Raw genomic sequence first — 6,122 nt, 5'->3', positions numbered from 1 at the left:
TGTCGTTGTCGTAATCGAGATTATCGTAGCGCCCGGAATTCTCTCGCATACCAAATTGCATCGCCTCTTCGATTACGATCACGACAACGGCAACGACAACGACAGGACGTGACATGGAGGTCCGGTTACGGCCCCGCCCCTTGATGTCACGCCCTTACAGGGCTGGGCTGAATTGCACGGTCAACCCAGGGCGTTGCCCTGGGCTGGTATGTCACGCCCCTTCGGGGCTCACGGCCATCGAAGCTTAGAACGATGAATCGACGCACCCTCCTTATCACGCTCGCCAGCCTGCCGGTCTTGCGGGCCACGGCGGCATCGGACCAGGCCCCCGTGTCGGCTCAGGCCCCGCCGGTCGTATTCGACCCGGTAGTCCCCGGCCGCACCCTGAGCTTCCCCTCGGACCACGGCGCCCACCCCGGCTTTCGCACCGAGTGGTGGTACGCCACCGGCTGGCTGACCTTGCCGGACGGCAGCCCGCTGGGCTTCCAGAGCACCTTCTTTCGCGTGCGCACCGGTATCGGGGAGCACAACCCCAGCGCCTTCGCGCCCCGCCAGTTGATCCTCGCCCACGCGGCCATCGCCGATCCGCGTCTGGGGCGTCTGCGCCACGACCAACGCGCCGCCCGGGTGGCCCTGGGCCGCGCCGGGTGCGAGACCGGCGAGACCGGGGTCTGGGTCGGCGACTGGCGCTTCGAGCAGGACGCGGACCGCTATCGGGCGCGGATCGACGGCGACGGGTTCGGCTATGACCTGACGCTGATCCCGGACGGCCCGCCCATGCTCAACGGCACCGCCGGGTTCAGCCGCAAGGCCCCCGATCCCAGCAACGCCAGCTACTACTACAGCCGCCCGCACCTACAGGTCGGCGGCACCGTGACGCTGGACGGCCGCCGCCAGGCCGTGACCGGCCTGGCCTGGCTGGACCACGAATGGTCGAGCGAATACCTGCCCCCCGGCGCCAAGGGCTGGGACTGGATGGCACTGAATCTCGCTGACGGCGGCGCCCTGATGGCCTTTCGGATGCGCGGCGCCGCGGGTCAGTCCATCTGGTCCGCCGCCACTCTAAGACCGGCGGGGGGTGCTCCCGAGGCATTGGCGCCGGATGCGGTCACCTTCGAGCCGCTGCGCCGCTGGCGCTCGCCGCGCACCGGTATCGACTACCCGGTCGAGTGGCGGGTGCGCATCGGCACGCGGACCCTGCAGCTCGCACCCCTCATGGACGACCAGGAACTCGACAGCCGCCGCTCCACCGGCACCGTCTATTGGGAAGGCGCGGTGCGGGCGCAGGAGGATGGCCGGGAGGTCGGGCGGGGGTATCTGGAGATGACCGGGTATGGGGAGACGATCAGGGTGGGGTGAGCAGGGACCGGGGGCCGCCTGAGTAACGAGTCAAGAACAAGTTAAACACAACACAATCGTGTCGTTGTCGTTGTCGTTGTCGTAATCGTAGGAACGCTGCAAATCGGCTCGCGAGAAAATCCTGGGCGCTACGATAACCTCGATTACGACAACGACAACGACAACGGCGCTGAGAGCACTCCTAATGAACTTGTTTCACATATTAATGAACCGTTCCTGGGGTCCGCACCATAGCCCAATCAGTTGCCATACCCCAAATCCTTGATGTCAGTCAGCTGACCATTCACGAAATGCAGAAATTGCATGAAACTGCCGGGACCGAAGTTATAGACCCATTCATCGATGTTGATCGGTTGATCGTGGACGTAACCCACACCAGGCAGGTAGGCTATTCCCCGATCCTGCAATACTGCTTCGCGCGAGGGCACCCAGTTCAGGATCGTTCTTCGATATTCGACGCGGCTATCGCGCTGGTAAGGTTCCCCGCATTTGTCATAAACCTGCCGCATGGTGTCGCCGGTATATACCAGCACATTTCCACAATAGAATGGCGATGCCCAGGTACCTTGGGATATCACGGCCAGACACCAGGCGAGCGCCAACGTCGACAGTTTCATCAGGACTCTCCAGCTTGAGTTACGGTTGCTCCGCGGTGGTACCGACCGGATCATTGCCAACCAAGGATAGACCATTTTCTGTACTCTGCCGGGGCCTTCATCGTAAGTCCGGTCAAGGCGGTCAGGACCCGAGTGACGGCAAGCAACTCGTGTGCGACCGCCGCGCAGCTCGGCCGCCCCGGCGGCGGCCAGGGGCATCGGTTCCCCGGCAAGTCAGGCACGCTTTGCTTTACCATGGCACCAGGCCCCGGCCAAATCCCGGTGAAGCGCCGCCGGCCACGCCCGACCCTGCAGGTCGCAGGACCAAGCCCCACCGCCGCCGGTGGTTCCCCACCACGAGCCGCCACGCATGACCCTGAGTCCCATCCTGACCCGCAAGCCCGCGATTGCCCGGGTCCTGCTGCTGATCTTCGCCTTCTGCGCCTGGTCACTCACGGCGCCGGCCAACATCGCGCTGGCGCTGCTCGCCGCGCTGTTCCTGACCGAGGTCCCCGGCCACTGGCGGCAACTGCGCCGGGAGCCGGCCCTACTGCTGCTGCTCGGCGTGCTGGCCGTCACCAGCGCGCTGGCGTGGCGCGCCGCCTGGCTGTTCCCGGATACCGCCGCGGACCAGTGGCGGGCGATTTCGGCCTGGGTGACACCCTTGCTCTTCATCATCCCCGCCTGGTGGCTGCGCCGCGACCCCGATCAGGTCTGGCCGCTGCTGGGGGCGGCCTTCCTGGGGCTGGTGTTCGGGGTCCTGCACAAGACCGACTGGTCCCTCACACCGCTGGTGCTCGCCGGGATGCGCTACCACTTCGGCTACGCCGCCCTGGGGCTCGCCTTCATCGCCTCGGTGATGCTGGTCGGGCTCTCTTTGTTCCGCGCCCGGATCACCGGGGTCCGCATCGGCGGACGGGCGTGGCCCCTGCTCGGCTGGGCACTCTGGGTCCTGGGGCTCGCCTTCCTGCTGGTGGTCCTGGTGGTTACCCAGTCCCGGGGGGCGGCCGTCGGCCTCGCCGTCGTCGGGGTGTCCTACGCCCTGCTGCGATGGCGCAACCCAGGGCGACAGGACGGGCGGGCACCGTGGCAGGCGCGCCTGGCCCTGGTCTCCTCCGCGCTCCTGTTCGTCGCCCTGGCCGGGGCGCTCCTGTGGACCACGCGGGACCGCCAACTGGCGGATCTCCGCGAACTCACCCTCGGCAGCCAGGGCGAGCTGAGCTATAACGAGGCGGCGTCCGTCGCCATCCGGCTCAATCTGGCGCAGGTCGGGCTCCAGGCCTTCAGCGCGCGCCCGCTGCTGGGCTTCGGCCCGGGGACCAGCACCACCGAGTTCCTGATACCAAGGCGGATCCTGGCGGTCTCCGACTACCAACGGGCCCATGCCCCCGCCGCCTCCCACCTGCACAGCGCGGCGATCGAGACCCTGGCCCGCTTCGGCCTGGTCGGCGTCCTCATCGCCGCCGCGCTGCTCGCGGTGCTGGGGCGCGCCTACCGCACCCTGTGGTCCGACCCCCGGGCGGCACCGGACCTGCGCGCCTTCCTGACCCTGGGCGGGGTCATGCTGCTGCTCTACTGTCTCTACGACTTCCGCCTGATGAATCTGGATCTGCGGTTCTTCTTCATCCTGTTCCTCGGCATCCTCTACAGCTTCCAACTGCGCCCCTGGGGCACCGGGCAGCGGTCCGACGGATCATGACCAAGCCCCCGCGCCTGGCCGTCTACTGCGGCCCCTTCGACGGCGGCAGCACCGCCAAGATCGCCGCCAGCCTGGCCAACGGCTTCGTCGCCCGCGGCACCCCCACGGATCTGCTGGTCACCGCCTCCCGCGCCCCCATCCCCGAGGCCACCGACCCCCAGGTGCGGGTGCTCGCCATGGGCCGCATGGGCCCCTGGACCCGGGTCCCGGCCATGGCCCTGTATCTGCGCGAGCACCGCCCGGCGGCGGTCCTGACCCACCGCATCCGCGAGGACGTCTTCACCCTCAAGGCGGCACGCCTGGCCGGCACCGGCACGCCGGTCTTCGTCACGGTGCACGGGCGCATGAGTGTCAAGCTCGACCACCTCAAGGGCTGGAAGGGCCGCCGCCGGCGCGCCGAGGTCCTGCACTGGTACCGCCGCAACCGCGGCCTCGTCGCGATCTCACAGGACACCGCACAGGACCTGCACGCCCTCCTGGGGGCCGCGGCGCCGGTGACCACCATCCCCAACCCCATCGTCACGGCGCGGATGCTGGAACTGGCCCAGGCGCCGATCGACCACCCCTGGTTCCGCGCGGACCCCTCCGGGGCGCGCACCCCGGTCCTGGTCTTCGCCGGCCGGCTGGAAGTGGAGAAGGACCTGCCCACCCTGCTGCACGCCTTCGCCCGCCTGCGCGCGGGACTTGACTGCCGACTCCTGATCATCGGCGACGGGCGACTGCGCCCGCAGATCGAGTCCGTCCGGGCCGACCTGGGGCTCACCGAGTCGGTCGACATGCCCGGCTGGGCGGCCAACCCCTATCCCTATCTGCGTCGGGCCGACCTGGTGGTGCTGTCCTCGTTCTGGGATGCCCTGCCCACGGTCCTGATCGAGTCGCTCGCACTCGGCACCCCGGTCGTCAGCACCGAGTGCGGGGCCGGCCCGCGGGAGATCCTGGCCAACGGGCGCTTCGGCCCCCTGGTCCCGCCCGGCGACCCGCGGGCACTCGCCGACGCCATGGCCCGAACCCTGGCCGACCCGCTCCCGGCCGCCACCCTGCGCCAGGGCGGCGAGCGCTACGAGGCGCAGCGCAACGCCGATCGCTATCTCGCCCTGATGCTCGGGTCCGCGCGCGAGGTCAATCATGTCGGCTGAGCGCATCGCCCTGGTGGTCACCGACTTCGAGGGCGGCGGGGTCGAGCGCAACCTCACGCACCTGGCCCGCGGACTGGCCCGGCTGGGGGCCAAGACCTGGCTCCTGGTCGGCGACCCGCAGCACGCGTATCTGGAAGACCCGGAGCCCGGCCTGTGCGTCCTGCACGTCACCGAGCCCCGCACCGAGTTCCTGCGCGCCTTCATGCAGCACGAGCGCCCGGACTGTCTGGTCACCGGCAAGCTCGCCGACGACCTGGCCGCCCTGGCGGCGCGCACCGTGCTCGCACGGCAGGCCGGGGGCGCCACGCGCCTGGTCGCCGCGGTCGGCACCCTGATGTCCGGGCGCTTCCACTCACACCGCTGGAACCCGCTCAAGACCCGCCGGGAGACCCGCCGCATCGGCGCCTGCTACCGGCAGTTGGACGGGATCACCGCGGTCTCCGCGGCGGTCGCCGGGGACCTGCGGCAGGTCTTCGGGGTCACCGATGTACCCATCGCCGTCCTGCACAACCCCATACTGCCGGACGACCTGGCGGACCTGGCCGCCGCCCCCTGCCCCCACCCCTGGCTCGCGCAACCCCGGGGCCCGGGCCGGCCCCCGGTCGTCATCGCGCTCGGCGGGCTGCGCCGGGTCAAGGACTTCGCCACCCTGCTGCGCGCCTTCGCCCGCGCGCACCAGCCGACGGCGCGGCTCATCATCATCGGCGAGGGCAAGGAGCGGCCCCACCTCACCGAATTGGCCCAGGGGCTCGGCCTCGGCGCCCGCCTGGACCTGCCCGGCTTCATCGCCAACCCCTTCCCGTACCTCGCCCGTGCCGACCTGCTGGTGCTGTCCTCACGCCGCGAGGGCCTGCCCAACGCGCTGGTGGAGGCCCTGGCCCTGGGCACCCCGGTGGTCGCCACCGACTGCGCGAGCGGCGTGCGCGACCTGCTGCGCGACGGGCGCCTGGGGCCGCTGGTGCGGCTCGGCGACCTGCACGGCTTGACCGACGCCATCGATGTCAGTCTGCGCTGGCTCGCCGACGACACCCTGGACCGGGACGAACTGCGCGAGGCCACGCAACCCTATCGGCTCATCCCCGCCGCCCGCGCTTATCTGGAGTTCTTCCGTTCGCTGGCGGCGCCGGGCGGCTGAAGCCTCGACCTCCCGTTGGGGGCTGATCGCGCCGCAGGTCGAGGCGTTGCCGCAAAAGTCGCGCAGCGACGCTGTGGGAGCGGCTTTACCGTGAAAGTGCGTAGTCAGGCCATCCTGGCCTGACGGTGTCGGGGCTGGAACAGTCAGGGCTGGAAGCCCTGACTACGCCGCCCCGCACGCTGGCCATCGAGCTAGCG

Annotated in this window: 5 protein-coding genes; 4 read left to right on the top strand and 1 reads right to left on the bottom strand. The window is 69.6% G+C overall.

What is annotated here, in order from left to right:
- The first annotated feature begins 252 nt into the window (after positions 1–252).
- A complete protein-coding gene (locus QZY48_RS27410) occupies positions 253–1,359 on the top strand; it encodes a lipocalin-like domain-containing protein (RefSeq protein WP_295436769.1) in 1,107 nt (368 codons plus the stop codon).
- Between the two features lie 239 nt (positions 1,360–1,598).
- On the opposite strand, the gene QZY48_RS27405 is transcribed toward QZY48_RS27410, so the two are convergent.
- A complete protein-coding gene (locus QZY48_RS27405) occupies positions 1,599–1,976 on the bottom strand; it encodes a DUF2845 domain-containing protein (RefSeq protein WP_295436767.1) in 378 nt (125 codons plus the stop codon).
- 349 nt (positions 1,977–2,325) lie between these two features.
- Here QZY48_RS27405 and QZY48_RS27400 point away from each other — a divergent pair, with 349 nt between their 5' ends.
- From QZY48_RS27400 to QZY48_RS27390, 3 genes are read left to right on the top strand one after another with little or no spacing between them, the layout of a single operon-like run.
- Complete coding sequence (locus QZY48_RS27400) at positions 2,326–3,654, top strand: O-antigen ligase (protein WP_295436765.1); 1,329 nt, start codon at positions 2,326–2,328, stop codon at positions 3,652–3,654.
- Positions 3,651–4,790, top strand: coding sequence for a glycosyltransferase (locus QZY48_RS27395; protein WP_295436764.1), 1,140 nt, complete (start codon positions 3,651–3,653; stop codon positions 4,788–4,790). The genes QZY48_RS27400 and QZY48_RS27395 overlap by 4 nt, the downstream gene beginning before the upstream one ends.
- On the top strand, positions 4,780–5,925 hold the full coding sequence (locus QZY48_RS27390; protein WP_295436763.1) for a glycosyltransferase: 1,146 nt from the start codon (positions 4,780–4,782) through the stop codon (positions 5,923–5,925). The genes QZY48_RS27395 and QZY48_RS27390 overlap by 11 nt, the downstream gene beginning before the upstream one ends.
- The last annotated feature ends 197 nt before the right edge of the window (positions 5,926–6,122 follow it).

Origin of the sequence: uncultured Thiodictyon sp. (genome assembly GCF_903828115.1) — a bacterium.
In the GTDB taxonomy this organism is placed as follows: domain Bacteria; phylum Pseudomonadota; class Gammaproteobacteria; order Chromatiales; family Chromatiaceae; genus Thiodictyon.
Note: the sequence above shows the minus strand (reverse complement) of the source record. Positions and strands in the feature narration are given on the sequence as shown.

Coding starts and splice junctions, on each gene's coding strand:
- QZY48_RS27410 (WP_295436769.1), top strand. CDS start 253: ATGAATCGACGCACCCTCCTTATCACGCTCGCCAGCCTGCCGGTCTTG.
- QZY48_RS27405 (WP_295436767.1), bottom strand. CDS start 1,976: ATGAAACTGTCGACGTTGGCGCTCGCCTGGTGTCTGGCCGTGATATCC.
- QZY48_RS27400 (WP_295436765.1), top strand. CDS start 2,326: ATGACCCTGAGTCCCATCCTGACCCGCAAGCCCGCGATTGCCCGGGTC.
- QZY48_RS27395 (WP_295436764.1), top strand. CDS start 3,651: ATGACCAAGCCCCCGCGCCTGGCCGTCTACTGCGGCCCCTTCGACGGC.
- QZY48_RS27390 (WP_295436763.1), top strand. CDS start 4,780: ATGTCGGCTGAGCGCATCGCCCTGGTGGTCACCGACTTCGAGGGCGGC.